We start from the raw sequence: 301 nt of genomic DNA, 5'->3' as shown, positions 1-301 counted from the left end.
GTACGCGCCGTACAACGCGGTCTCCAACGAGGTCGAAACCCTCACCGTGACCGGCGGCCCGACCGGCGGCACCTTCACGATCACCTTCAGTGGGCAGACCACCGCGGCGATCGCCTTCAACGCCACCGCAGCCGCCGTGCAGACCGCCCTCGAGGGCCTGTCGAACGTCAACCCGGGCGACATCGTGGTCACCGGCAACGCCGGCGGCCCGTGGACGCTCACCTTCGGCGGCCAGTACCTGGGCGAGGACGTCACCCAGGTCACCACCACCGAGTCGTTCACCGGCGGCACCAGCCCGGAC

1 protein-coding gene is annotated in these 301 nt (G+C 70.4%); it reads left to right on the top strand.

Annotated elements, in window-relative coordinates; genetic code table 11:
• Positions 1-301 (top strand): hypothetical protein (locus OO69_RS48565; protein WP_033287465.1); only part of this gene is annotated, 301 nt, incomplete at both ends.

It is taken from the genome of Streptomyces sp. NRRL F-525 (genome assembly GCF_000716605.1).
GTDB lineage: Bacteria > Actinomycetota > Actinomycetes > Streptomycetales > Streptomycetaceae > Streptomyces.
This window is presented reverse-complemented; position numbering and strand designations above follow the sequence as displayed.